The organism is Exiguobacterium sp. KJ 601, assembly GCF_027161185.1.
Taxonomy (GTDB): domain Bacteria; phylum Bacillota; class Bacilli; order Exiguobacteriales; family Exiguobacteriaceae; genus Exiguobacterium; species Exiguobacterium profundum.
Genome location: NZ_JADHZG010000002.1, coordinates 153,499 through 178,713 on the forward strand (window position 1 = coordinate 153,499; position 25,215 = coordinate 178,713).

General features: G+C 46.3%; 25 protein-coding genes. 17 read left to right on the forward strand and 8 right to left on the reverse strand.

Features of this window, described 5'->3' with window-relative positions; genetic code table 11:
* Positions 1-144: 144 nt before the first annotated feature.
* Genes nagE through IRJ25_RS11165 form a run of 3 tightly spaced genes read right to left on the reverse strand, consistent with a single transcriptional unit; the run spans position 145 to position 2,989 of the window.
* Entirely contained in the window at positions 145-1,635 is a 1,491-nt protein-coding gene (gene nagE / locus IRJ25_RS11155) for an N-acetylglucosamine-specific PTS transporter subunit IIBC (protein ID WP_015880354.1), read from the reverse strand.
* Positions 1,632-2,480 (reverse strand): PRD domain-containing protein, encoded by an 849-nt coding sequence (locus IRJ25_RS11160; protein WP_269318304.1) that lies wholly within the window; start codon positions 2,478-2,480, stop codon positions 1,632-1,634. The genes nagE and IRJ25_RS11160 overlap by 4 nt, the downstream gene beginning before the upstream one ends.
* 20 nt (positions 2,481-2,500) lie before the next feature.
* Positions 2,501-2,989 carry a PTS sugar transporter subunit IIA gene (locus IRJ25_RS11165; protein ID WP_015880356.1) on the reverse strand — a complete coding sequence of 163 codons (489 nt, stop codon included), beginning with the start codon at positions 2,987-2,989 and terminating at the stop codon, positions 2,501-2,503.
* 458 nt (positions 2,990-3,447) lie between these two features.
* Between IRJ25_RS11165 and IRJ25_RS11170 the strand changes: the two genes are divergently transcribed.
* Positions 3,448-5,364, forward strand: coding sequence for an endonuclease MutS2 (locus IRJ25_RS11170; RefSeq protein WP_269318305.1), 1,917 nt, complete (start codon positions 3,448-3,450; stop codon positions 5,362-5,364).
* A gap of 63 nt (positions 5,365-5,427) precedes the next feature.
* Positions 5,428-6,135, forward strand: a complete 708-nt coding sequence (locus tag IRJ25_RS11175) for a hypothetical protein (protein ID WP_214685029.1) — start codon at positions 5,428-5,430, stop codon at positions 6,133-6,135.
* Between the two features lie 35 nt (positions 6,136-6,170).
* Here IRJ25_RS11175 and IRJ25_RS11180 read toward each other — a convergent pair whose 3' ends face one another.
* Positions 6,171-6,737: a hypothetical protein gene (locus IRJ25_RS11180; RefSeq protein WP_269318306.1), complete on the reverse strand. Its 567-nt coding sequence runs from the start codon at positions 6,735-6,737 to the stop codon at positions 6,171-6,173.
* Between the two features lie 143 nt (positions 6,738-6,880).
* Here IRJ25_RS11180 and IRJ25_RS11185 point away from each other — a divergent pair, with 143 nt between their 5' ends.
* From IRJ25_RS11185 to IRJ25_RS11210, 6 genes are all read left to right on the forward strand, one after another.
* A complete protein-coding gene (locus tag IRJ25_RS11185; protein ID WP_269318307.1) occupies positions 6,881-7,531 on the forward strand; it encodes a response regulator transcription factor in 651 nt (216 codons plus the stop codon).
* Positions 7,528-8,796, forward strand: a complete 1,269-nt coding sequence (locus tag IRJ25_RS11190) for a sensor histidine kinase (RefSeq protein WP_269318308.1) — start codon at positions 7,528-7,530, stop codon at positions 8,794-8,796. The genes IRJ25_RS11185 and IRJ25_RS11190 overlap by 4 nt, the downstream gene beginning before the upstream one ends.
* Positions 8,787-9,530: an AAA family ATPase gene (locus IRJ25_RS11195; RefSeq protein WP_269318365.1), complete on the forward strand. Its 744-nt coding sequence runs from the start codon at positions 8,787-8,789 to the stop codon at positions 9,528-9,530. The genes IRJ25_RS11190 and IRJ25_RS11195 overlap by 10 nt, the downstream gene beginning before the upstream one ends.
* Before the next feature lie 213 nt (positions 9,531-9,743).
* Positions 9,744-10,595, forward strand: a complete 852-nt coding sequence (gene licT / locus IRJ25_RS11200; protein WP_215244242.1) for a BglG family transcription antiterminator LicT — start codon at positions 9,744-9,746, stop codon at positions 10,593-10,595.
* A gap of 102 nt (positions 10,596-10,697) precedes the next feature.
* On the forward strand, positions 10,698-12,548 hold the full coding sequence (locus IRJ25_RS11205) for a beta-glucoside-specific PTS transporter subunit IIABC (protein ID WP_074035084.1): 1,851 nt from the start codon (positions 10,698-10,700) through the stop codon (positions 12,546-12,548).
* Between the two features lie 16 nt (positions 12,549-12,564).
* Positions 12,565-14,010, forward strand: a complete 1,446-nt coding sequence (locus tag IRJ25_RS11210) for a glycoside hydrolase family 1 protein (RefSeq protein ID WP_074035082.1) — start codon at positions 12,565-12,567, stop codon at positions 14,008-14,010.
* 111 nt (positions 14,011-14,121) lie between these two features.
* Here the strand turns inward: IRJ25_RS11210 and IRJ25_RS11215 are convergent, their stop codons facing one another.
* Entirely contained in the window at positions 14,122-14,559 is a 438-nt protein-coding gene (locus IRJ25_RS11215; protein ID WP_047795794.1) for a hypothetical protein, read from the reverse strand.
* Between the two features lie 188 nt (positions 14,560-14,747).
* Positions 14,748-16,535 carry a mannose-6-phosphate isomerase, class I gene (gene manA, locus IRJ25_RS11220; RefSeq protein WP_214778509.1) on the reverse strand — a complete coding sequence of 596 codons (1,788 nt, stop codon included), beginning with the start codon at positions 16,533-16,535 and terminating at the stop codon, positions 14,748-14,750.
* 134 nt (positions 16,536-16,669) lie between these two features.
* On the opposite strand from manA, the gene IRJ25_RS11225 reads away from it, so the two are divergent.
* The 9 genes from IRJ25_RS11225 to IRJ25_RS11265 all read left to right on the forward strand — a co-directional run bounded on the left by IRJ25_RS11225 (position 16,670) and on the right by IRJ25_RS11265 (position 23,924).
* Complete coding sequence (locus tag IRJ25_RS11225; RefSeq protein ID WP_015880368.1) at positions 16,670-16,966, forward strand: PTS sugar transporter subunit IIB; 297 nt, start codon at positions 16,670-16,672, stop codon at positions 16,964-16,966.
* 5 nt (positions 16,967-16,971) lie between these two features.
* Positions 16,972-17,316, forward strand: a complete 345-nt coding sequence (locus IRJ25_RS11230; protein ID WP_041917964.1) for a PTS lactose/cellobiose transporter subunit IIA — start codon at positions 16,972-16,974, stop codon at positions 17,314-17,316.
* Between the two features lie 23 nt (positions 17,317-17,339).
* Complete coding sequence (gene celB, locus IRJ25_RS11235; RefSeq protein ID WP_041918122.1) at positions 17,340-18,647, forward strand: PTS cellobiose transporter subunit IIC; 1,308 nt, start codon at positions 17,340-17,342, stop codon at positions 18,645-18,647.
* 61 nt (positions 18,648-18,708) lie between these two features.
* The gene (locus IRJ25_RS11240; RefSeq protein WP_269318366.1) at positions 18,709-20,109 is read left to right on the forward strand and encodes a glycoside hydrolase family 1 protein; all 1,401 of its coding nucleotides are present in this window, start codon (positions 18,709-18,711) and stop codon (positions 20,107-20,109) included.
* Between the two features lie 79 nt (positions 20,110-20,188).
* Positions 20,189-20,917: a GntR family transcriptional regulator gene (locus IRJ25_RS11245; protein ID WP_074035076.1), complete on the forward strand. Its 729-nt coding sequence runs from the start codon at positions 20,189-20,191 to the stop codon at positions 20,915-20,917.
* Between the two features lie 41 nt (positions 20,918-20,958).
* Positions 20,959-21,633, forward strand: a complete 675-nt coding sequence (locus IRJ25_RS11250; protein ID WP_078146062.1) for an ABC transporter ATP-binding protein — start codon at positions 20,959-20,961, stop codon at positions 21,631-21,633.
* A complete protein-coding gene (locus IRJ25_RS11255; protein ID WP_269318309.1) occupies positions 21,630-22,637 on the forward strand; it encodes an ABC transporter permease in 1,008 nt (335 codons plus the stop codon). The genes IRJ25_RS11250 and IRJ25_RS11255 overlap by 4 nt, the downstream gene beginning before the upstream one ends.
* The gene (locus IRJ25_RS11260) at positions 22,634-23,245 is read left to right on the forward strand and encodes a class I SAM-dependent methyltransferase (protein ID WP_269318310.1); all 612 of its coding nucleotides are present in this window, start codon (positions 22,634-22,636) and stop codon (positions 23,243-23,245) included. The genes IRJ25_RS11255 and IRJ25_RS11260 overlap by 4 nt, the downstream gene beginning before the upstream one ends.
* Before the next feature lie 16 nt (positions 23,246-23,261).
* Positions 23,262-23,924, forward strand: coding sequence for an NAD(P)H-dependent oxidoreductase (locus IRJ25_RS11265; RefSeq protein WP_078146065.1), 663 nt, complete (start codon positions 23,262-23,264; stop codon positions 23,922-23,924).
* A 39-nt stretch (positions 23,925-23,963) separates the two neighbouring features.
* On the opposite strand, the gene IRJ25_RS11270 is transcribed toward IRJ25_RS11265, so the two are convergent.
* Together IRJ25_RS11270 and IRJ25_RS11275 are read right to left on the reverse strand one after the other, a co-directional pair.
* Positions 23,964-24,599, reverse strand: a complete 636-nt coding sequence (locus tag IRJ25_RS11270; RefSeq protein WP_251306262.1) for a nitroreductase family protein — start codon at positions 24,597-24,599, stop codon at positions 23,964-23,966.
* Positions 24,596-25,042 (reverse strand): MarR family winged helix-turn-helix transcriptional regulator, encoded by a 447-nt coding sequence (locus IRJ25_RS11275; protein ID WP_015880378.1) that lies wholly within the window; start codon positions 25,040-25,042, stop codon positions 24,596-24,598. The genes IRJ25_RS11270 and IRJ25_RS11275 overlap by 4 nt, the downstream gene beginning before the upstream one ends.
* Positions 25,043-25,215: the final 173 nt, after the last annotated feature.

Genomic DNA, 25,215 nt, shown 5'->3' on the forward strand with positions numbered 1-25,215 from the left:
TATATTGTACATACAGTACTTAAGGTTTTCATGTGGCTCACACAGTACATCTTACCGTGGATCTTCCTCTACTATTTCATTCAATTTTATAAACAATATATAGCCAAACAAGAAAAGCCACCTGAATGAGGTGGCTTTCGACGTTTATCCGGCGCGGTGGCTACGGATTTTTTCAATCTCATCGAGGACGAACTGAACGTTTGTGCCGACAATGACTTGAATATGGTTTGGACTGACGACTTTGATTCCCGGAATACCGGCTTTTTTGATTTGATCTTGGTTGACCGTATCCATGTCTTTGACATCGACGCGTAGGCGTGTGATGCACGACTCGATGCCTGTGACGTTGCTGTCACCGCCAAGACCGTCATAAATCATATGTGCCATTGCTGAGTATTCGCTACCTGAAGCTGATGCGACCGGAGCGACTTTCGCTTCACCGTCTGCCGTCTCACTTGCAACCGCATCGACGACTTCATCTGGTTCACGGCCTGGCGTCGCCAAGTTGAGCTTCACAATCATAAAGCGGAAGATGACGTAATAAATGACTGCGAACACGAGACCTTGAACGATGAGCATGTACGGTTGGTTCGCAAGCGGCAAGCGTGAGCTCAAGATAAAGTCGACCAAGCCTGCGCTGAATCCAAAGCCAGCTGTCCATTGGAACGTTGCTGCAACGAAGAGCGAAATTCCTGTAAGGACTGCGTGTACAAGGTAAAGAACTGGAGCGAGGAACATGAATGAGAACTCGAGCGGTTCTGTTACACCTGTGAAGAATGAAGCGAATGCCGCTGCGAGAAGAAGTGAAGCGGCTTGTTTTTTCCGTTTCGTTTTCGCTGTGTGGTACATCGCGAGTGCTGCGGCCGGGAGACCGAACATCATGATTGGGAAGTAACCTGCTTGGTACATCCCCGTTACACCTTTTTCACCTTGACCTGACCAGAAGTTTCCGATGTCGTTGATTCCTGCGACGTCGAACCAGAATACAGAGTTGAGGGCGTGGTGAAGGCCGGTTGGAATCAAGAGGCGGTTAAAGAATCCGTAAAGTCCGGCACCGAATGCGCCAAGTTTTGAAATCGATTCACCGAAACCGACGAGACCTGTATAGACGACCGGCCAGATGAAGTAAAGAGCGACCGATACAAGAATCATCGAGAAGGCTGTCATGATTGGTACGAGACGCTTCCCACTAAAGAAGGCGAGAGCATCTGGCAATTTGACTTGACTGAAGCGGTTATACATGGAAGCGGCGACGAGACCGGATAGAATCCCGACAAAAGCATTCCCAATCTTACCGAATGCCGGGTTGACGGCTTCTACGTCGATTCCTTGGAACAATGCTACCGTTCCTGCGGAGAGAAGCGTTGTGACCGTCAAGAAGGCAACGAGTCCACTTAGTGCTGCTGAACCGTCACGGTTCTTAGCCATTCCGAGCGCGACCCCGACTGCGAACAGAATTGGGATGTTATCAATAATAGCGGCCCCTGCCTTAATTAAGAATGCAGCGGCAATGTTTTCAGATCCCCAGCCGACTGGGTCAATCCAATAACCAATCCCCATGAGAATGGCAGCAGCCGGTAGTACGGCGACCGGTAACATGAGGGAACGTCCGAGACGTTGGAAAAAGTTCATCATTGTTGATTTCCTCCTTTTTGATGGTGTTGATCTTGTAGACGTTGGATGTGAAGCGTAATATAACCAAGTTCTGACTCGGGCAAGACGATGCCATAGGTCTCTTCCATTTCTTTTGCGACATCTGATGCACACGCATAGGCAGACGTGAACTTTGTCTGAATCATGCGGAGCATGTCTTCATCAATCGTATGATGATCGTAATGGTTGACCCGATCCATGACGAACCGTAAATGAGTTAATAATCGTTGGTAGGATAAGTCATCTTCTTCAATGGATACATCGAGTCGTCGTGAAATCGATTGAATCATGTCGCGGACAATTGTTGTCTGTTTGACCGTCTTGCGTAAATCACCTCCTTTCACTTTCATCGTATGAATATGAAGCGCGATGAACGCAGCTTCGTCTTTCGGCATTTGGACGTTGAGCTTTTCAGCGATATGCTCAATCGCCCATAGTCCAATCTCATATTCATTCCGATAGAGGATTTTAATCTCGTTCAACAGTTTGTTGCGTAATGAGATGCCATCCATTTCCCGCTCGATGGCGAACGAGATGTGGTCGGTCAAGACAATGTGGATATGTTCGTTGAACGATGTCTCGAGACGTTTTTCCGCATAAGAGATAATCTCCTCGGAAACGGTGAAGTGTTCAACGGGAATCCGGCTCAATAACTGTTGGAACTTGTCATTCTCTGGCATGATGAACAACTTTTCGATTTTATGGGGATTGACGATGTCGTTCTTCGCTTTTTTAAACGCGACGCCAGGGCCAATCGCAATCTTTTCTTCACCCTCGTCTGAGACGATGACCGCATTGTTGTTTAGAATCTTTTTGATTTTAATCATGTGTCCTCCTTATTCCGGAGTCACGCTTCCACTCGGGCGACAATCGTCTTGCCCGGAACAGCTTCCTTCGTGAACGTGAAGGCGTAATGATGGGCAAGTGCGCCACCATTCGTCACGACCATTGGCGTGACCGTGTCCTTACCAGCTTGATGAATTTGCGCCAAGTCTGCTGTGAGTAACAGCTGTCCCGTCTTGACGTGGTCGCCCACATCTACTTGAAGATCAAACGGTCGACCTTCGAGTTCAACGGTATCGAGTCCGACGTGTATCAAAATCTCAGCCCCATCCTCGGTCCGAATGCCGATGGCGTGCTTTGTTGGAGCGATTTGTACAATCTCTCCATCAGCCGGTGAGACGACGGCACCGTCTGTTGGTGTGATGGCAATGCCATCGCCCATCATTTTTTCACTAAAGACCGGGTCCGCAACTTGTTCGAGTGGAATGACGTCTCCTTCCATTGGTGAGTGCAGTGTCGGTTTGTGTCGATTCATTAACTTATTCCATAGCATGTCTACTACATCCTTTCTTGAAACAAAACACCGAAAAACAAAACAGGCATGGAGTATAGACGGGTGGCATGCACCGTACGTCTTACCCCATGCCTGATCGAATCAGTCACATGTGATCACTATTCGTTTCTTCACGTTCAACATAACATGTGTTGGTTTGAGACACAAGTCTTTTTTTGAAAGCGTTCTCTAAAATTTTACAAGGGAACGAATCTATTGTATAGTAAGGGCGAATCTAAGTAAGAAAGGTGTTGCATGTTGATGAGTGAGGTTGTATCTGCCTAACGAACTGAAAAATGTCGGATGACACGTCTTTTTGTCATGCCGTCATGTTCCGTTACAGATACCGCCCATCAAAAACTGCCAGACACCCGTCTGTCTTTTTGCGTTGGTCGTCATCGACCGACGCTTTTTTGTTTGCGCGGTATCTCGATTCTATCATTTGAGGAGAGAGAAACATGAACGAACAAACATTTGAAAAATTACAATACAACGAATTGATGATGAAAGTAGAACGCTTCTGCATCAGCGGATTCGGGAGACGATTACTCAGACAGCAACGCCCAACGAGCCACATTACAACGGTGAAGAAGCGCCTGCAAGAAACATCCGAAGCCCGAGCGATTTTAGATGCGACGTCACACGTCCCGTTCATCGGTGTGTCTGACATGGAGACCATTATCGGAAAACTGCAACGAGGCATCCAACTCGAGGCAACAGAACTTGAAGCGGTCGCCGAGTTTTTACGAGGGGCACGCAAACTCAAGCGATTCATGCTCGAGCATGAATTCTTTGCACCGCTTCTTTCGGCTTATGCTGCCGGTATGGGCGAATGGCGAACGTTAGAAGAAGACATCACACAAGCGATTCGAGCCGGACAGGTCGTCGATGAAGCATCGAAAGAGTTGAAGCGGATTCGTAAGCAAGTCAACATTTTAGAAGGACGAATCGAGGAACGATTGACCAAGTTTTTAAAGAGCGCCGCCAATCGCGAGATGATCCAAGACGGATTTGTCACGAAAAAACAGGACCGCTTCACCATTCCAATCAAAGCTTCTTATAAGCATAAAGTGGCAGGGACGATTGTAGATACCTCAAATCGAGGGACGACGGTCTTTATCGAACCGGAAGCAATTGCGAAGTTAAACGCTGAACTTGTCGTCAAGCGTACAGAAGAAGCGGTAGAGGTGTATCAAGTGCTAGCGACGTTGACGGGAGCGGTGACAGAAGTCCTTCCTGACATCGAATCGACGCTCGATGTCATCGCCCAGTACGATATGGTCTTCGCCAAAGGGAAGTACAGTCAGTCGATTGACGGGGTGACACCACACGTCAATGCGAGCGGTCGCATCCGATTGAAGCAAGTACGTCATCCACTTTTAGAAAGCGCTGTGCCACTTGATTTTGCCATCGGTACAGACTATCGTGGCTTGATCATCACCGGACCGAACGCCGGAGGGAAGACGGTCGTCTTGAAAACGATTGGACTCCTTAGTCTCATGACGATGACGGGACTGCATATTCCAGCTCACACCGATACGATCATTTCGACATTCGATGAGGTGTTCGTCGATATCGGAGATAATCAAGACTTGGAATCGGCACTCAGTACGTTCTCTGCACACATGTATAATGTGGCGAATATCATGCGGACCGCTGGAAAACGATCGCTCTTGTTATTCGATGAGATTGGGAGCGGGACGGAACCGAACGAAGGAGCCGCTCTTGCGATTGCCATCTTAGAAGCGGCATATAAACGGGGCGCAATCGTTGTGGCATCGACACATTATGGTGAAATCAAATCCTATTCTGAAGCGCACCCGGATTTCATGAACGCTGCGATGCAGTTTGACCCAGAAACGCTTGAACCAAAATACCGACTGCTCATGGGACAGTCTGGCGATAGCAACGCCCTCTTTATCGCCCGTAAGATGAAGTTACCGGAATCGATTCTGAAACAGGCATCCCGTTACATGAACGAGAAAACGTATGATATGACGAAAGTCGATGATTCTAAAATTGTGCGAGAAGTGGAAATGGTACCACTTGAAGAGGAAGAGCACTTTGAAACAGGTGACCGTGTCCGCTTGTTAGAGACGAATCAAGTCGGTCTTGTCTATTCGTTTGATGCATCGCGTCGACATGTCCGCGTGTTCGTAGATTTGGAATATGTAGAGTTGCCGAGCCGCCGCGTTCGTCTTGAGGCACGCGCGACAGAGCTCTATCCGGCTGACTATGATTTAGATACGTTGTTCACGACGTATCAGGAACGTAAGGAAGCTCACGACTTTGCTCGAGGATCAAAGAAAGCGTTACGACGAGTGGAGAAAGAGATTCGGGAAAGGAAGAAACAAGAGCACTCTAAACGTAAATGAATGTAGCATACGGTGAAAGGGTAAGAGCACATAAAGAGAAATCTTAATGTGGGAGGGGCTTATGTGTTCGAGTTAAGTTTTTGGTTTGCACTCGGTTTTGCTGTGATTCACTTTTTTTCAGGAAAACTCATTCACGTGCGTGAAGTGCCGAGAAGCCGTTTTTTATCAGTGGCTGGAGGGATTGCCGTTGCTTATGTATTTCTTCATCTGTTGCCAGAGTTAAATGAATATCAACGCGAACTTGAAGGAGAGATTAGAAATAACGTCTTTGCTTCCCTCGAGAACCATATCTTAATCATCAGTATGTTAGGACTGGCTGTCTTTTATGGGCTCGAACGATTTGCAACGGCCAATAAGCGTAAACAAAAACCGTATGTGTTTTGGATTCACATTGGTTCATTCACGTTATATACGTTTAGCATCGGATATGTGCTTGCAGAAAGTGAATTTCAGTCCAATGGCACGATGTTTCTTTATTTTTTAGCGCTTGGTATACACTTTGTCACGGTCGATCAAGGATTGCGTCAGCACCATCAGCAACTTTATGATCGACAAGGGCGCATCTTCTTAGCGCTTGCTGTACTCATAGGGTGGGCAGTTGGTACCTTTGCGGAAGTGAATGATCTCGGTTTATCGATTGTTGTCGCCTTTTTAGCAGGTGGCGTCATCTTGAACGTCATGAAAGAAGAATTGCCTGCTGAGCGAGAGAGTAGTTTTGGTGCATTTTTGATTGGTTTATTAAGTTATGCGCTGTTATTGCTCGTCATATGAAAAGGGCAACCACCGCGAGTGGCTGCCCTTTTGACTTATAAGCTATTGCTTTGATTTTCTACGTTGCTGTCGCTCTCTGTTGAAGCATCGTCATCTGAAGAAGTTGAGTCGTCATGGTGTGGACCGTGACCATGGCGACCACCTTCACGTCCACCGCGCATACCACGAATATCTTCCAAGTCATCGTAACTTGTCACATCGACAAACCGTTCTTCGTGGTCCGCAAGGATTTGATCCGCGTCTTCTTGCGTCAAGTTTCCTTCTTCCACAGCGGTTGCGAGTTTTTCTTCATGCGACGTCATGATGGCGTCGATGAACGCTTCAATTGAAATCCCTTTTTCTTCTGCGAGTTCAGGGAGAGATTGCCCGTTTTCGCGAGCCACATCCACTTCTTCTTGCGTTAAACCGAGCGCTTCGATGAGAGCGGCATGCCCTGCTTCTCGGTCACCGAACATACCAGGCCCTCGTTCACCACGTTCGCATTGTGTGGATGCTGTCGTTGTCGATTCATCAGTCGTCGTGTCATTCGTCGCGGCATATACGCCTGTGCCTGAGACGGCCAATAGACCGGCTAAGGCGATTGCTAGTTTTGTTGATTTCATGTGTATCTCCTCCTTTGTTACTTCAATTGTAGGACTGAACGCTTCGGAAGTTGTGAGGGAGTTGCAAGATTTCTGCAAATTGTCTTTGGGAAACGGTGGGAGGTTTGATGGGTACGATATAATGGATGTGGAGGCGATATGAGATGAACGTACTCGTTGTGGAAGATGAACTAAAACTGGCGGACGGCATGTCCCGCTTTTTAACATATTCCGGATTTGAGGTGACCGTGGCGATGACTTTGAGTGAGGCGAAACAACAGTTGCATCAACGATTTGATGCAGTTTTATTGGATGTTCGACTCCCTGACGGAGAAGGCTGGACCTTGATTCCGACATTAAAAGCGCAACAGCCCGCACCTGCTATTATCCTGACGACGGCTCGTGGTGAGGCGGATGATCGTGTGTTCGGATTGGAACTTGGCGCAGACGATTATTTAGTCAAACCCATCGTTTTAAAAGAGTTGGAGATTCGACTGAAACGTCTCGTCAAACAAACCGATATGATTCAGTTCGGGGCGCTCACCATCGACGTCAAATCGAGAATGGTACAAGAGAACGGACATCCGCTTCGATTAACGAACAAAGAGTATGAGTTGTTACTGTATCTTTGGAAACATGTCGGGGAGGCGTTAGACCGGAACCGTTTGCTCGATGAGGTGTGGGACTACGCATTCGTCGGAGATACACGAACGGTCGACACCCACATTAAACAACTGCGTGACAAATCGCCGACCTTGAAAGAACAGTTGAAGACGGTGCACCGGGTCGGTTATCGATTAGAGGAACTGTCATGAATCGATTAATGAAGAAGTTACTTTGGACGGCCATTCTACCACTTGCAGTGATGGCACTTTTAACATTCGGACTCACGTCATTATTGATTGGACGCTTCGCAGAAGAGGAGACGTACGCACAATTGGAGCGCGAGGCGGCGATTGTGTATGAAGCCATTCAAGAGGGCCGTGGAATCCCAGGGCAACTTGACGTGCTTGTATTTCAAAATGGGCAGCGTATCGAGTTCGAACGAGGCGGACGGATGCATCGCATGATGCCAATCAACCTCGATCCGAATGATTTAGAGATTCAGGACGAAGTGGGTGTAAATGGTACCCGCTTCTTGACGTATCTGAAAGAAGAAGGGGACATTCAAATCGTGACGTATAGTCCCGTTCCGTTTTCAAATCCACAATTCCAGCAAATCTACCTCATCTTAGCGGGTGGGTTTATTCTGGCCCTACTTGTCGCAATCGCTGTCACGTATTGGATGAGTCGTCGGCTCACGCAACCGCTCGTCGAGTTGAAACAAGCGACCGCATCCATTATGGAGGGGCGACACGATATTAGCTTGCCGAGCGTGACGAACGATGAGATTGGGGATTTGACCGTCACCATCGGACAGATGAACACATCACTTCAAGAAAAAGAGGCGCTTCAAAAATCATTTATCTCTGGGGTCACACACGATGTGCGTACACCGCTCGCTATCGTTCGAAACGAGGCGGAACTATTAGAGCTCGGTGTCGTCCATGAAACAGAGATGGCCACAACCGGTAAAAGCATTACCGAGGAAGTGGACCGGATTGACCGACTCGTCAATCAGATGCTCGAATACTCTAAATTGTCCGCAGGTTCGATTCCCCTTGAAATGGAATCGATTCAACTGGATGAATTGGTTCGTCGGTTGACGCCACGCATGTCTGAGTGGTTCCGACAAAAAGACGTGACACTCGACCTCCGACTCGAAACGGTATCAATCCAAGCTGATCGATTGGCGATGGAACGAGTGCTCTCGAATTTCATAAGCAATGCGTATGAGGCGAGCCCTGTCGGGGGAAGAATCACTATCACTCTAACCCCGAAGCGATTAGAAGTGACCGATGAAGGAAACGGGATTGATCCTTCCATTCAGCATGCGATATGGGATATGTATGTGAAAGGGGATCGCTCCAACGGCCATGGTTTAGGTCTCGCTATCACGAAATTACTTCTTGACGCACAAGGACTTTCTTACGGGGTCGATTCAGATAAGGGGGCGACGTTTTGGATCGGATGGACATGACTTTATTTTTACGAGGGGTACGGTTAGAGAGGGAACGCATTCATTCAATGGGTTATCCGTACTCGTTACCAATCTTTCAGACACTCGATGAACTGACGTTTCATCATCCTGTCACGTTTCTTGTTGGAGAGAACGGGAGTGGGAAATCGACGTTGATTGAAGGGATGGCGGTGGCGGCCGGATTTAATCCGGAAGGCGGGGCGCCGTCCTTCCAATTCGAAACAGAGTCGACACATAGCTCGTTGTATGAGGCGTTGCGTCCGATTCGAGGACCATATCGACCAAAGGATGGCTTTTTCTTACGCGCCGAGACGGCATACCAGCTGTCGAGTTATGTGGACGAAATGGCGAAATCAGGTCCTGATCTTGAACGATTTTATGAGTCGTATGGTGGGCGTTCCCTTCATGAACAGTCGCATGGGGAAGCGTTTCTCTCCCTCATGTTGCACCGATTTCGTGGAGAAGGGCTTTACATTTTGGATGAGCCGGAGGCCGCATTGTCTCCGATGCGCCAACTGACGATGCTCGCGCGCATGCATGAACTCGTACAATCCGGCAGTCAATTCATCATTGCGAGCCACTCCCCCATCTTGATGTCGTATCCAGGTGCGATAATTTTGCAAGTGGAGACGGGGCTTACTCCGACAGCGTTTGATGATCTGGAACATGTCAAGGTCATGCGTGACTATTTGGATGCGCCAGAGCGGATGCAGCGAATCTTGTTTGAAGAGTAAAAAACGGTCACGATGTAAGCGGTTTACTTTTTATGTTGACGTCAAGATTTATAGGGAGTATGCTTATATCGAAAAGAAGAAAATCCACTTTAGGATTGTTACTGGTGATGCAGGCAAAACCTAAATTGACGCCACGACTGTATGTTGGACGTTGGTGTGAATTTAGGTTTTTTTCTTTTTAGTTCAGTCGAATGAGAGTGAGGTGAGGAGACCATGCAGATTTCAAAAGTGTTCAATAATAACGTCGTAGCAATTGATGCGAACGGTCAAGAACAGGTCGTGATGGGGCGCGGGATTGCATTTCAAAAAAGGCCAGGCGATCCGATTGACCAGACGCGAATCGAAAAAATCTTTACGCTCGAGAGTAAAGAAAGTTATGAGCGTTTCGTTCACTTTTTAAATGAAATGCCGACGGATGAGATGGAGACGGTGAAACAGATTGTCAGATTAGCCGAAGAGCGATTAAAACAACCTATTCATGATTCGCTCTACGTGACGCTAGCGGACCACCTTCATTTCGCGCTTAGTCGGTATCAGGATGGAATCCAGATTCGTAACCCTCTCGTTTGGGAAGTGAAACGATTTTATGCTCCGGAGTTCGCTGTCGGCAAAGAAGCGGTAAAATTGATCAATGAGCGGCACGAGGTCAACCTGGATGAAGATGAGGCCGTTGCGATTGCCTTACATCTCGTCAATGCGACGATGTCTGGCGTGAAAGGTGAAAACCTGCATCTCGTAACGGAGATGACAAAAGCCACCCAAGCCATTTTGACCATTATCACGTATCATTTTCAAATCGAGCTGGATGAAGAGTCATACGCCTATTCTCGATTTCTGACTCATTTAAAGTACTTTGTGCAGCGCCTCGCATCGGGGGAAAAGGTCAAGTCCACAGGTGACGAAACCTTGTTCTTGATGGTGAAGCAGAGATATCCTGAAGCGTTCGAATGCGTTGAAAAAATCGCTGGATTGATCGCGACGAAATATCGTTATGATGTATCGATGGACGAACGGCTGTATATGATGATTCATATCGAAAACTTAATGAAAGAACGTCGATCCTAAGGATGGTTACTGATGACGCAGGCCAAACCTAAATGACTACACCTTTATTTGTGTAGTGATTTAGGTTTTTCTTTTTATCCAAAAACATGAGGAGTGAACAAGATGGACCAATATAAACAACTGGCAGAGACGATTGTGCAGCATGTCGGTGGGAAAGATAACGTCAAAAGTGTCTTTCACTGTGCGACACGACTGCGTTTCAAATTAAAAGATGAATCAAAGGCAAATGCGACTACGCTGAAGGAACAAGATGGCATCATCACGGTCGTTCAAAGTGGAGGACAATTTCAAGTCGTCATCGGGAACAATGTACCATACGTCTACAAAGAGGTTGTCGATGTTGGTGGTTTCCAGACATCTTCGACTGATGATGAAGAAAAATCAGGAGTATTCAACCGATTGATTGATGTGATTGCTGGAATCTTTACGCCGATTCTCGGACCGATGGCAGGTAGTGGTCTGTTGAAAGGGTTACTCGCCATCCTTGTCGCGTTTGGATTATTGACAGAAGAAATGGGCACATATGTTGTCTTGAATGCCGCGGCGGATGCACTATTTTACTTCCTACCCGTGATCTTAGGACATTCGGCGGCTAAGAAATTTGGTGGGAACCCGTATATTGGGATGATTATCGGTGGGGCGCTTGTCTATCCATCGATTGTGGCCATTCAAGGAGCCGGGGAGGCCTTGACGTTCCTCAATGTGCCTGTCGTCTTAATGAGTTATGCGTCTTCGGTTATCCCGATTATTTTGGCGACATACGTTTCTTCAAAAGTCGAAACATTCTTTAACCGTCATACGCATGAAGCTGTACGAAACTTCACAACACCGATGATGGCGTTGTTACTCGTTGTCCCGTTGACGTTTTTAGCAATTGGACCGGTTGCGACGTATGCGAGTCAAGGTTTAGCGAATGGTTACTCGTTCTTGTATGAGTTGAGCCCAACCATCGCCATCGCGTTCATCGGTGCGTTCTGGCAAGTGCTTGTCATGTTCGGTCTCCATTGGGGACTTGTACCAATTATCATCAATAACTTATCGGTTGTCGGTACGGATACGATTGTTGTCGGTGTATTGATGGCCACGTTCGGTCAAGTAGGGGCAGTTCTAGCGATTACCTTAAAAGCCAAAAATCCGAAAGTGAAAGGGTTAGGAACATCTTCCACGATTGCAGGTGTGTTTGGAATTACGGAGCCGGCTATCTATGGCTTGACGCTTCCCCGTAAAAAACCATTTGTGTTTGGGGTTGTGGGTGGAGCGGCTGGTGGTGTCGTAGGAGGTTTGTTCGGTACGGCGGCTTATGCGATGGGAGGCCTCGGAATCTTTAGCATCCCAGTCATGATTCCTCCAACGGGTGTCGATTTAGCCTTCTATGGAGCATTTATCGGAATGGCGGTTGCAACAGTAGTCGCTCTCGTCTTGACGATGGTCTTCCACAAAGAAGAAACGACCGTCGAGTCGACAGAAAAAGTGGTTGTACAATCAATCTCTGAACAAGTCGGCTTTCCTGTATCGGCTCCATTGAAAGGAGAAGTCGTGTCGCTTGAAACGGTTCGTGATGAAGTGTTCTCAAGCGGGGCGATGGGGAAAGGGATTGCGATTATGCCTTCAGAAGGCGCGGTATATGCACCGTTTGACGGAGAAATCGTCACGGTCTATCCATCGAAGCATGCAATCGGTCTTCGATCTGATACAGGTGTGGAAGTATTGATTCACATTGGATTAGATACGGTCAAGCTAAATGGACAGTATTTTGAAACGGTCGTTACGGACGGTCAGAAAGTGACAGAAGGAGAACTGCTCGTCCGATTCGATATAGATGCCATCGCTCGTGAAGGGTATGACACCATCACCCCGATTATCGTAACAAACACCGAACATTATCTCGATGTCTTACCGGTTTACACAGGTGTGGTTGAAGCCAATCATGGCGTATTGCGTGTCATTGTATAACAAAGGAGGAGACAGTATGAAACAAGTATCAAGTGAATTTCTATGGGGCGGGGCTACTGCGGCCAATCAGTTAGAAGGTGGTTATCAAGAAGGTGGTAAAGGACTTTCGATTGCTGACGTGATGCCAGGCGGAAAACAGCGAATGAAGATTATCCATGATCCGACGTTTGATTTTGAATTACATGAAGAGTATTCATACCCGAACCATGAAGGAATCGACTTCTATCATCGTTATAAAGAAGATATTGCCCTCTTTAAGGAAATGGGATTCAAGACGTTCCGCATGTCAATTGCGTGGTCACGAATTTTCCCGAACGGAGATGAAGTGGAACCGAATGAGGAGGGACTCCAATTCTATGATCGTGTGATCGATGAATTAGTCGCCCAAGGCATTGAACCACTCGTGACCATCTCCCACTATGAGATGCCCCTACATCTTGCGAAGCATTATGGGGGATGGCGAGACCGTCGCTTAGTCACATACTTTGAACGATACAGTCGTGTCTTGTTCGAACGTTATAAAGGGAAGGTCAAATACTGGTTGACGTTCAACGAAATCAACGGGGCACAGTTCATGCCGATGCTCAGTCTAGGGATTGCGGTTCGGGAAGAAGAGAATACGTTACAGCTCACCTATCAAGGATTGCATCACCAACTGGTCGCAAGTGCCCTTGCGACAAAGGCGGCCAGAGAGATTGACCCATCGATGCAAATCGGATGTATGCTCATTGCGGCTCCGGTTTATCCGTATAGTTCAAACCCGGATGATGTTTGGTATGCTCACGATGCAGAACGGATGATGAACTTCTTCTGCGGAGACGTCCATGTACGCGGCAAATATCCGAGCTTTGCGAAACGATTCTTCCGAGACAATGGCATTGAACTCGCTATGGAAGATGGCGACCTTGATATCCTCAAAGAGAATACTGTCGACTTCTTCTCACTCAGTTACTACATGTCGCGCACTGAAAAGGCTGAAAAAGGTCAGGATGAGGCGGAAGGTAATATTATGAGCGGGGTCAAGAATCCATACTTACAGGCGAGTGACTGGGGATGGGAAATTGATCCGACAGGACTCCGCGTCATCTTGAACAAGTTATATGAGCGTTATGAGCTCCCATTATTCATCGTTGAAAACGGGCTAGGTGCTTATGACAAAATTGAGTCGGACGGAACGATTCATGATGACTATCGCATCGATTACTTACGTGATCACTTGAAAGGGATGATGGATGCAATCGACGATGGAGTCGAAGTGATGGGATACACGAGTTGGGGGTGTATCGATTTAGTGAGTGCCTCGACAGGTGAGTACAGCAAACGGTATGGTTTCATTTACGTGGATCGACATGACGACGGTACCGGTACGTTAGAACGAAAACGGAAAGAGTCGTTCTTCTGGTATCAAGAGGTGATTCGTTCACAAGGTGCGAGCTTATACGAAGAAGAATCAGTCAAATGAAAAAGCGGCCTCGGCCGCTTTTTCATGCTTTCGTGATTTTTCGCAATAAGATGATCGCGAGACTAATGCCCCCAGCAATCAACATATACAAGATAATTTCCATCCAAGTGTTCATTCGTCGTCTCCATCCGCAAAGATTGCGAGCTCCCCTTGTGGCATCGCGACCAACAGATAGGCGTCTCCACCAAGTGGTCTCGCGTCCCCTGCTTGCCAGCACTCAAAGTGTTCTTGATACCCATTGATGAAGAGAAGGGATCCGGATTCAAATTCCAGTTCGAGGTGGGGGTGTTCGTCACCGAGGCGTACTTGATGGATGCGCTCTCTTCTTAAGCGCATGAGCTGTTCGAGTTGTTCACCTTCGTCAAACGTATTTTGCGTCGCATGGACATGCCACGGTCCCTCAATGGAGATCCAAGATTCCAGTCCTTGACGACTGAAATAGAGAAGATGATGGTTCGGACCAGAACCGAAATCGATTCCGACAAAAGAAGAGGCGGTAAAGAGGTGATGCAAAATAGATGTCGCTTGTTCGTGCTCTGTGGTAGACACACCGTCACCTCACTTTAAAGAGTTGTTATCATTATCATTTCACGTTACCACGCTAAAGTAAACGAATCTAACTCAATCTAGAAAAGAAACTGTAGATGATTCGCAAAGTATAATTTTGATTTATTTCACATTTCTGTATACAAAAAAACGGACATTCACGATGAATGTCCGTTTTTTTTCAAACCTCATTATGCTTCGACAAAGGCAGCGCCGATCACACCCGCATCTCCTGACAATTGAGTGAGGCAGAGACGCGTTTTTCCACTAGCATGTGGATACATTTTATTCGAGACTGCTTGTTGTAATTCGTTCCAAAATAATGAGGCCGACATCATGACGCCGCCTCCTAATACAATCACATCAGGATCGACGGTATGAATGATGTTAGCTAGTCCGCTAGCCAGTTCCTCGACGAAGTGATGGCGGTACTCGTCATCTGATAATAGCGAAGGGACGTTTGTATATCCTTTTTCGCTTGCGCGACTCATGAGCGCGGTACCACTTGCGAGTGATTCGAGAGAGCCTCGATTCAGTACAGGGTGAACTGGTCCGTTCGAACGGATAATCATATTTCCGATTTCACCGGCACTGCCGTTCGCCCCTCGAATGATTTGATGTTTATAGACATAACCGCCACCGATTCCAGTGCTGACTGTTACATAAAAAACAGCATCGAATCCTTTTCCTGCTCCAAATTTAGCTTCTGCGAGAGCTGCTGCATTCGCATCGTTTTCAAGGGTGACAGAAAAGCCGAGGCGCTGTGTTAAAGGCTCAACGATTTTTTGATTGTGCCAATTCGGGAGGTTTGGAGGCGTTAAAAACATCCCTTGTTTCAAATCGAGTGGACCGGGAGCCACAATTCCAACATGCCGGATATCGAATTCAACATTGAATTGATGAATCGCAGTCTCAATAGATTGTAGTGTCTCTTCGAAAGGAAGTTGAGGCTGCGTGTTAAACGTGAGTTGTTTTAGTACCTCACCTTTGAGTGAAACAGCCGCAATCCGAGTGTTCGTCCCTCCTAAATCAATCCCGATTCGGACAGCTTGTTTTTCATCGGAAGGAACACCAGTCACTAGACAAATCGCTTCTCCCTCAATCAAGAACGACTCATTGGCCGGGAGAAGGAGTGTACCTCCCGTAGGTACTTCCATCTCATCAACGATTAATGTTCCTTGCACGACAGATAGTAACCGGAACGTGTCGGTCGAAATCTTTTCTTTCGCTGTAACATGCCATTTTTCCACGAAGAAGAATGGATTCTTCGTCAAACGTGTTCGAAAGTGATCGAGTTGACGGATTGGTTCACTATAGCCAAGGTGAGGAACGAAAGAAGCGAGAATGCCCTTTTCTACGTGAAGTTCACGTGGACGACCGGTCGTCACATCCAGTCGCTCGTAATCGTATAGACGATAGGTTGTGTCCGAACTTTGTTGAATTTCCAGTACGCATACCCCTTTTGTCAATGCATGGACCGTTCCAGCTGGGACATAGAAAAAATCACCGGCATGAATCGATTTTCGTATCAAGCCGTGTTCCAAATCGCCTGTTTCAAGCGCTTTGTTGAAGTCTTCTGAGGTGGCATAGGAGTGACCGTAAATGAGTGTCGCATTTGCTGGAGCATCGAGAATATACCAACATTCATTTTTTCCATATGATTCGTTTTCGAGTTGTTCCGCTAACGAATCATCAGGATGAACTTGAATAGACAAATCATCGTTCGCATCAATCCATTTAATCAGTAGCGGAAACACGTCCGCTTTAATTTGAAACAACTCTGGATATTGTTGATAGAGTTCACGCAAAGAAAGACCAACGTAGGGTCCGGAAGCAACGGCTGAACTACCTTTTTCTAATGCAGAAGCCGTCCAAGCTTCACCGATCGAAGGGTCATTGAAATCGAAACCAAATTGCTTCAGACGCTCCCCTCCCCAAAGTCGCTGTTGATAGTGTGGTTTTAAAAGAATAGCGCTCATATCCTGTCCTCCTGTTAATTTGATATACACTTATGAATTTAAAAACTAAACAAAGTTTAAATCAAGTATAGACATGAAATAAATCATGTGTATAATAAAACATGTAACCGATTTCAAATAAGGAGTGAGGACACATGAAGAAAATCTTATTAGCGTGTAGTTCAGGGATGTCGACGAGTTTACTCGTAACGAAGATGAAAGATCATGCCACATCAATCGGGGATGAGGCGAAGATTTGGGCAGTCGGTCAAGATCAGGTCGTAACCGAGATGGACGAGGCAGATGTGATTTTGATTGGTCCACAAATGCGTTTCTTGTTGGATAAATTGAAAGCGCAAACATCAACACCGATTGAAGTGATCGATATGATGGCATACGGCACGGCGAATGGAAAAGCTGCATACGAACAAGCGATGAAATTAATGGGGTGAACAACGTGGAACAGGTAGACGAGTTAACCTTGGAGCAAATGGCATTCATGATGATTTTGCACAGTGGCAATGCGAGAAGTACGATTCAGGAAGCGATTCAACTGTATAAAACGAGTTCTTATGAAACGTTCGAAGAAAAGATTGATGAGGCACGTGGACAATTAAAAGAAGCACATCAAACACACTTTTCACAAATCCAAAGAGAAGCGAATGGAGAAAAAACAGACGTCTCTTTATTGCTTCTTCATGCAGAGGACCATTTAATGTCTACGCAAACAATGCTTGATTTGACAGCGGGTTTGGTCGAAATGGTCGAACAAAAGATTGTAAATCCTAATCAAGAAGGGTGAATCATATGTCACAGGACAATAAGATGTTCAACATGATCAGTAAACTGCTCATGCCGATGGCGACCTATTTAAACAACAGTCGCTATTTACAAGTATTGCGAGATGCATTCATGCTCGCTTTCCCGATTACCATGTTTGGGTCAATCATCGTCGTCATTGCAAACCTGCCGTTCCTCGACCGTTTCATGTCCGAGAGTACACTCAGTGTATTTAAAACATCACTCGGAAACGCACCATCTGCAACGATGGGGATTATGTCTATCTTTGTCGTCTTCGGTATCGGGTATTATCTATCGAAAAGTTATCAAGTCGAGGCTGTCTTCGGAGGAGCGATCTCGCTCGTGTCTTTCCTTCTCTTAACGCCTTTCTTGATTGAAGTGGACGGTATGTCAGAGGCAGTCGGGAATGTCCTTCCGTTGGATCGCCTTGGAGCGAAAGGGATGTTCCTTGCGATGATTACCGGATTCCTGTCCGGTGAGATTTATCGATTTGTCGTTCAAAAGAACTGGACGATTAAGATGCCGGATGGAGTACCGCCAGCTGTTGCGAAATCATTCTCAGCACTTGTTCCTGCATTATTAACCTTGACTGTATTTTTAACATTCAACATCATCGTGACGAACTTATTCAATACGAATCTTCATGACGTCATTTTCAACGTCGTTCAGCAACCACTTGTGACATTGGGGAATGGTCTCATTCCAACGTTGATTGCAATCTTCTTCGTTCAGCTATTTTGGTTCTTCGGACTTCACGGTCAGGTCATCGTCAACTCGGTGATGGACCCGATTTGGAACACATTATCTGTGGAGAACTTGACGGCTTATACCTCGACTGGAGATGTTCCGAACATTATCAGTAAACAGTTCATCGAAATTTACACGGTAGGGCTTGGTGGTTCCGGATCTACACTTGCTGTCGTCGTGGCTATCTTGTTGTTCTTGAAATCGAAACAGTTGAAACAAATCGGGAAACTATCCCTCGGACCTGGACTATTCAACGTAAACGAGCCGGTCATCTTCGGACTTCCAATCGTTATGAACCCGCTCATCATGATTCCTTGGATTGTCGCACCGCTCGTGACGGTAACGGTCACATATTTCGCGATGTCGACAGGCTTAGTCCCACCACCAACGGGTGTCGCTGTTCCATGGACTGTCCCAATGTTCTTGAGTGGTATCATGGCGACGAACTCGCTTGCCGGAGGTCTTCTTCAAATCGTGAACTTCTTCATTATTTTGGCGATTTGGTTCCCGTTCTTGAAATTTATCGACCGCATGAACTTGAAAAAAGAGTTAGAAGAATCAACAGATAAACAAGAAGCAGTGTAAACAAATAGAGAAAATAGAAATAAGGGAGAGATAAAAGATGACGAACCCGACACAAACACGAATGAAAGAGCAAAAGACCTATCAATTTCCGACAGACTTTTGGTGGGGAACGGCTTCTTCTGCTACACAGATGGAAGGTGCTGCTTTTGAAGGTGGAAAAGGATTGAACATCTGGGATTACTGGTACATGCAAGAGCCGAATCGCTTTTTCAATGGCGTGAGCGCAACAGAGGCCTCAAACTTCTATCATTTGTATGAAGAAGATATCGCATTGATGAAAAAACTCGGGCATAACACGTTCCGTTTCTCCATTTCATGGTCACGTCTTTTTCCAAAGGGTGTCGGGGAAGTAAATGAAGAGGCAATCACATTTTATAACAATGTCATCAATTGCTTAATCGATCATGGTATCGAACCGTTCATCAATCTGTATCACTTCGATATGCCGATGGCGCTTCAAGAACAAGGTGGTTGGGAATCACGGGAAGTCGTGGAGGCATATGTCACCTTTGCGAAGACATGCTTTGAGTTGTTTGGTGACCGCGTCGAGAAGTGGTTCACGCATAATGAACCGATTGTACCGGTAGAGGGTGGATATTTATATGATTTTCATTATCCAAACGTTGTTGATTTCAAGCGAGCTGTCCAAGTAGCGTACCACTCGATCTTATCGAGTGCGAAGGCAATCGAAGCGTATCGTGACATGGGACGATCTGGGCAAATCGGGATCATCTTAAATCTGACACCCTCATATCCGAGAAGTCAGCACCCAGCTGATTTGAGCGCAGCGCGCATTGCTGATGCGATGTTCAATCGCTCGTTCCTCGATCCATCTGTTTTAGGCACGTTCCCTCAAGAACTAGTAGAAGTGCTGAAGTCTGAAGATGCGATGCCACAGATGGAAACAGACGATCTTGAACTCATTCGAGAACATACAGTCGACTTGCTTGGCATCAACTATTACCAGCCGCGTCGCGTGAAAGCAAAAGCATCACTGCCGAATCCGGACGCACCATTCTTACCGGAAAACTTATTTGATTTTTATGAGATGCCTGGACGTAAAATGAATCCATATCGTGGATGGGAAATTTACGAAAAAGGAATCTATGATATATTAATCAATCTAAAAGAAAACTATGGTAATATTCCATGCTTCATTTCAGAGAATGGAATGGGTGTCGAGGGTGAAGAGCGTTATCGTGACGAGAACGGAAGTGTCCAAGACGATTATCGAATTGATTTCATTCGCGAACATCTGAAATGGATGCATCAAGCGATTGAAGAGGGTTCGAACGTAAAAGGCTATCATCTTTGGACGTTCATGGACAATTGGTCATGGAGCAATGCTTATAAAAATCGCTATGGATTTGTAGGTATTGACTTAGATACGCAACAGCGTACTGTAAAAAAATCAGGGCACTGGTTTAAACAGTTGATTGACGCTAATGGTTTTACAGAATAATGAAGTAAGCTGACAAAGACTACTCTTTGTCAGCTTTTTTTGATATATTGTACATATATGTCTATACATGAGGTGCTATATGTCTACTAAGAAAAAACCGAAATATGAAACCATTGCTGATGAAATTCGTAAAAGAATTATTGAACACGTTTATCCGCTAGAACATGCATTACCTGATGAAATCCATTTGGCCCAAGAGTTTGGGGTGAGCCGAATGACGATGAAACGTGCGCTTGAGATTCTCGTCATGGAAGGGCTGATTTATCGTAAACGTGGTAAAGGAACATTCATTTTACAGTCGAGCTTCCAAAAAGATCGCATCAACGTGATTAGTAAAGAAACGAGAGGGCTGACTCAAGTAATCGGAGATCGCTCGTTACGAAGTGAAGTCCTGAATTTTGAGGTAAAGTTTCCGTGTCAGGAAGTCGCCAATCATCTCATGATTGAGCTGACAGAACCGGTCTATGAAATACGTCGTGTGCGTTACGTAGACGATGAGCCGTATGTCATCGAATTGACGTACATGGTTGCTAACCTCATTACAGGAATCACACGTGAAATTTTGGAAAAATCCGTGTATGCGTATATTCAAGAAGATCTGGGTTATACGATTACAAGCTCGCATAAAGTGATTCGAGCAGATAAACCGGATGAGTACGACCAAGCTTACTTGAAGAATGATATCACTGAACCGATTATCGAAGTCGAGCAAGTGGTCTATTTAAGTAACGGGAAACCGTTCGAGTATTCGTTTGCCCGTCATCGATACGATAAATTTGTGTTTTCATCGGTCAATATTGTGAAGTAAAAGTCGCCGCGATGGCGACTTTTTCGTAAGGAGGACCCATCGTGGATGTGAAAATTGAACAAGCAGGATACGAGATAAACGAGCCCGTCATCCAAGACATTTCGTTTGATGTACGGGCAGGTGAGATTTTAGGGGTGATTGGGTCGAATGGTGCGGGAAAAACGACCACCATCGCCTGTCTTACCGGAACGATTCCTTGGATGAAGGGAACGGTCGAGATGGAACGCTATGCGTTTATCCCGGAACAACCGGTCTACTATGATTATTTGACGCTATCTGAACATATTGCACTCGTCCAAGAATTAACGGGAATCGATTCAACAGAAAAAACGGAGGAGTTGCTACAGCTATTCCGGTTAGAGCATGTGACCGATCGGTATCTCTCCTCTTTTTCAAAAGGGATGAAACAGAAGGCGATGATTCTATTGGCGCTCATTCAAGAAGCGCGGGTATTGATTGTCGATGAACCATTTATCGGATTGGATGCGACGACGACGATTCAGTTACTTCGACTGTTAGAAGCGGAGCGTACGAGGGGGGCAAGTGTCTTATTAGTCACACACGTTCTTGATACGGCCGAGCGATTATGCGACCGATTCGTATGGATTGATGATGGACAACTGCTCGCGAGTGGGACGAAAGTGGAGATTCGTGAAGCGCTCGATACAGAGGGGATGACCTTGTTTGACATGATGGAAGATGTGGCGATGCGATGATTGCGAAACGATTGTTTTGGATGCGTGTCTCCCGGTACATAAAACAGCAATGGAAGACGGTCCGATTGATTGTCGACTGGACGATTTTTTTATACGGTGTCCTTCCTCTTCTCATATGGGCAGGCTATTCCTACTGGCAAGTCTGGGAAGGGAACTTCCCCTGGTTAGGTGACATCCCTTATTTTCTCTGGGCACTTCTGATTGGATGGTTCATGTGGCAAGACCGTATGTTTGTCTGGATTGAGCGTGCCGATCTGATCCTTGTGTCAAACCGGAGCATGATTCGGGATTTAAAAAAGTATTCGGTTTGGTATCAACTTACGCAACACGTGATTCAATATGGATGCTATCTGCTGTTGCTTGCACCGATTCTATACGTAAAAGGAAGGGACGTGGGCGAGATTCTCGCGTTTGGGGCTGCACTTTTTCTACTCGCTTGGTGTCACGTATGGGTCCAGTATCATCTACGTCTCCGACACGCCCATCTCATGAAGCGATTTTTAATCGTACTCCTTGCTTTTGTAGGCGTGTATGCGTTATTGATTGAGTCGGTGTTACTTAGTGTGTTGATCGGAAGCATGATGGTCACATTTGCGTTATACGTAGGGGAAGGATGGGTGTCGAAACATCCGAGTGTCGGTCGAGAAATTGAAATCGGAGAACGTGAGCGTGCCTCATTCGATCGTGTCCTGTTGACGACGTCAGGAGCCATCGAGAAGACGAGTGAGCGGAAACGTCCCCTGTATCGACCGAGACCGAATCGCTTTGGCACCGTCAGACGAACGATGGCACTCCTTATGTACTTTAGAACGCCGAGTCATCGGAATCTATGGTTTCGACTCATTCCGCTCGGGATCACGAGCGTGATTCTTCTCCCAAGTTGGTTCAAACTAGTGGTTCCGATTTATCTGTTGTATGTCGCCTATCAAGAACAGACGTCGTTCACGAGAGAAATGGAGCGACATCCATTCTTTCAATCCATTCAAGAAAGAGGTTCATCATGAACGAACAGCAGTATGAGCAACTGTTACAAATCGAGACGGCCAAACCTCAGCAAGGATTCCCGTCCTCAGCCGAATATCACCGTTATGAACCGACTCCTTACGAAGCACTCGATTTGCTTCGGGATGCGTATCCGTTAGAGTCCACAGATACCATCGTGGATTTCGGTTCGGGAAAAGGACGTCTGCCGTTCTATTTAGCGTATACGTTTCGTGTGAGGGCGATTGGTGTCGAGATGGACGGTGGATTTCATGAGGAGGCACTTCAAAATTGGATGAGCTATACGAAGAAACATCGTAATCGGGGAAGTGTTCAATTGGAACAGGGATTCGCGGAGAGATTCATGATTCCACCGGATGCGAATCGATTCTACTTCTTTAATCCGTTCTCGGTGAACGTATTCCGCCAAGTGATTGCCAACATCATCGAATCTGTTGAAACGGTTCCTCGCCCGGTCGATGTGATTTTATATTATCCGGCGGATGAGTACCTCCATTATTTGAACGACGAGACGCCTTTTCAGTACGTACAAACGGTGCGATTGCCGCTGAAGAATCTTCATGAGCGATTTTTGATTTATCGGTTTGATATGATGGAGTCATCTTGGTAATGGAGGAGTGAGCACGATGAAAAAGAAAGACATTTTAGAAGCGTATCGTTGGCGTCAAGCGACGAAAGCGTTCGATGCGGATCGTAAAATCAAAGAAGAGGACATGGAGTTCATTTTAGAGACGGGACGTCTTTCGCCGAGTTCGTTCGGATTCGAGCCATGGCAATTCGTCGTGGTGCGTCGGGAAGATTTACTCCAAAAGATTAAAGATCATGCATGGGGAGCGCAAGGTCAGGCACTGACTGCCAGTCACTTTGTATTGATCCTCGCAAGAACACCGAAAGCCATGCGTTACGATTCGGACTATATTCGTCATATCGTGACGGGTGTACAGGGCCGGACGGAAGAAGAATACGCACAGCGCGTGAAACGGGTACAGGAGTTCCAGGAGGACGACTACCGTCTTTTAGACGATGAGCGTGTCTTCCAGGAATGGATCAAGCGTCAGACATATATCCCTCTTGGGAACATGATGACGGCTGCCGCACAAATCGAGATCGATTCATGCCCAATTGAAGGGTTCAATCAAGAGGAGATCGATGAGTTGTTAATCTCAGAAGGTGTGATGGAACGTGGGGAATGGTCACTTTCAGTCATGGTCGCATTTGGGTATCGAGCGCGCGACTTTGCACCGAAAACACGTCGTGACTTTAACGAAGTCGTCAAATATATTGGATGAAAAAAAGAGTCAATCGCCGGGGCGATTGACTCTTTTGAATTATTTCCAGTCTGTGATGCGGTCGACTGGGAAGCGGACTGATGGATACCCTTCTTCTGCTGCTTTCCCGATTGAGAGAAGCATGACTGGAAGGTAACGTTCTTTGTCGAGGCCGAACGCTTCAGCGATGTTCGCTTTGTCGTATCCGCCGATTGGGTTTGTGTCATATCCGTGTGCACGTGCGACGAGCATGAGTTGCATCGCAACGAGACCTGAATCGAGCATGATGCTGTCCTTGATCATTTCTTTCGGTGCATCTTTGAAGATGCCTTTGATCATGTCGACTTGACGGTCGCGGACTTCAGACGGCATCATACCGCGCTCTACCGCTGTATCGAAAATCTCTTCTGTGTAATCTGCCATTTGATAGTCGGCGAAGAGGGCGATGACAGCTGAAGATGTTTCCACTTGGCGTCTGTTGAAGCTTGCGAGTGGAAGGAGTGTTTCTTTTCCTTCTGCGCTATCGATGACGACGAAGCGCCATGGCTGTAAGTTAAGGGATGAAGGAGCTGTTGTCGCTTCTTCAAGAATTTGTGTCATTTCTTCTTTTGAGATTTTGACGTTCTCATCGTATACACGAATCGAGCGGCGTCCTTTGACAATCTCCATAAAGTCTTTTTGTGTGGCAGTGTTCATATTGTAGTCTTCCTTTCATGGTCAATAGTATCTTGTAACATCGTGAGTGATGCTAGTAACTGTTGTTGATCCTCTACCTTCATGTTGACAAAAAGTCGGTCCGTTAAGCACTCTTTTTGCTCAGTCCAATGTGCAATTTGCTCACGACCCTCGTCTGTCAATTCGACATAGATGACACGGTTGTCTTGTTCACAGCGTCTCCGTGTGATGAGTCCTTGTGTCTCTAACTGTTTCAAGTGTCGGGTGATGGCGGCATGGTCGACATCGACGCGCTGTTGCAATTCACGTTGCCGCAATGGACCGACGTGATACAAGTTGCTCAAAATGTCGTAGCGACTCAAGCTGAGCCCGTCCATTTCAGAGTCGAATAATTGCCCTAATTCTTTTTGTACAGTGATGATGTGATAGAGAATTTGATCACGAAGCGAGCAAGAATCTCGCATGCACATCGCCTCCTCAAATCATTGATGACTCAATCATTGATGGGTCACACAATGTATAGTAAACCCAACCTGACGATATTTCAAATAAAAAGTTTTAAAAAATAGGTTGTCAAACTGTTATATAATAGTCTATATTATAACCAACTGATATATAACAATGATTAAAGGAGGAT